This window comes from Amycolatopsis sp. NPDC023774 (genome assembly GCF_040639695.1).
In the GTDB taxonomy this organism is placed as follows: domain Bacteria; phylum Actinomycetota; class Actinomycetes; order Mycobacteriales; family Pseudonocardiaceae; genus Amycolatopsis.
Genome location: NZ_JBFAAJ010000112.1, coordinates 1 through 1,374, shown reverse-complemented (window position 1 = coordinate 1,374; position 1,374 = coordinate 1). Strand labels below are relative to the sequence as shown.

Annotated in this window: 2 protein-coding genes and 1 pseudogene; 2 read left to right on the top strand and 1 reads right to left on the bottom strand. The window is 66.7% G+C overall.

What is annotated here, in order from left to right; translation table 11 throughout:
- On the bottom strand, nt 1–189 hold a 189-nt coding region (locus AB0F91_RS47215; RefSeq protein WP_360609072.1), incomplete at its 3' end, for a helix-turn-helix domain-containing protein.
- Nucleotides 190–397: 208 nt separating this feature from the next.
- On the opposite strand from AB0F91_RS47215, the gene AB0F91_RS47210 reads away from it, so the two are divergent.
- Together AB0F91_RS47210 and AB0F91_RS47205 are read left to right on the top strand one after the other, a co-directional pair.
- Nucleotides 398–1,228 carry a tyrosine-type recombinase/integrase gene (locus AB0F91_RS47210; RefSeq protein WP_360609070.1) on the top strand — a complete coding sequence of 277 codons (831 nt, stop codon included), beginning with the start codon at nt 398–400 and terminating at the stop codon, nt 1,226–1,228.
- A gap of 3 nt (nt 1,229–1,231) precedes the next feature.
- A pseudogene (locus AB0F91_RS47205) lies at nt 1,232–1,374 on the top strand (IS5/IS1182 family transposase); the annotation flags it as partial.

Sequence of the window (1,374 nt, the reverse complement as noted above, 5' to 3'; positions counted from 1 at the left end):
GATCACGGTAGGCCGCGACACCCCGACCCGTTCGGCGATCACACTGTTCGCCACACCCTCGGCGGCCAGCAGCACGATCCGCGCCCGCTGCGCCACACCCGCCCGCACCGACGAACTCCTGGTCAACGACAGCAACCGCTCACGATCACCATCACGAAGAGACAACGCCGCAGCCGGTCGATTCGCCATGCCGCATTCTGACACCCACCCAACCGTCAAACAACTAACGACACGCGACACTAGCACGCTGGATCAGGCAGCTACCACGGAAATGACTACGCAGATGAAGAAGCCATTGCCTCCTGCGCCGGGCCCGTTCGTGAAAAGCCTCTATTCCCACAGGTCACTCCACGAAATCACCGCTGAGTACGACGTTACGTAGCAGGGTCTTTGCACGTTGCCGATCGCTGAAGGGGTGGACATTCGCAGCGAGCCGCCGCGGCATCGGCATCCGCCACGCGAGGCGACTGCCGATATGGTCGAGGAGTACCAGCACATTAGCCTCGCGGCGCTGGCGACGAAGTACGGGGTGCCGGTTGCGGTTATGCGCATGCGCCTCGAAGCCGCCGGGGCAACGATCCGCGGGCGAGGCCGTCCCCGGGGCACGCCCTCCACGGTCACGACCGAGGTGTACCGGCGTCGGGCCGATGCCTACATCACCTGGGTGCGCGACAACGCCGCACAGCACCCGGCGGCTTTCACAGACCGTGACGCGGCCGGGGCCGCCGTCGAGGCGTGGCGCGAGCACCTGCTGCTCGCCACAACGTCCGGCCCGAGCGCGGTGAACCAGTCGCTCGACGCGGTCACGTGGCTCTACGAACGCCGCTGGAGCTGGCGGATCAACGCCACGCGCGTTCGACGACCACGGCGCGGCGATCCCGACGTACTCAGCGCGGTCGAGAGGACAGCGTTGGCGCGCGCCGCGCGACGCCGGGGCACCCGTGACGCGGCGATCATCGCGGTGTTGCTTGACGCCGGCGCGCGGGTTGATGAATGCGCCCGCCTCGAGCTCGACGAAGTCAGGCTCACGGCTGTCCCACTCCGGATCCGCCTGCGCGGCGACAGCGACGAGGTCCGGGAAGTGCCGCTGCCGCGCACTGCCCGGGCCCTACTTCACGCGTGGATCGGGAAACGCGGCGGCCAGCCGGTTCCATTTTGGACCGGTCAGCAGGGTCCTCTTAGAGCGTGTCTCACTTGGATTTTGGTTGACGTCCGGGCAAGATCGTGAATTGTGATGAATGAGTTGTCACGGCGGCTGGTGCCGGACGAGTTGTGGGTACTGGTCGAACCGCTGATCCCGGCGGGAAAGGCACGCCCACAGGGCGGTGGAATGTCGCGTGTGGACGACCGGGCAGTGTTCACCGCGATCGTGTT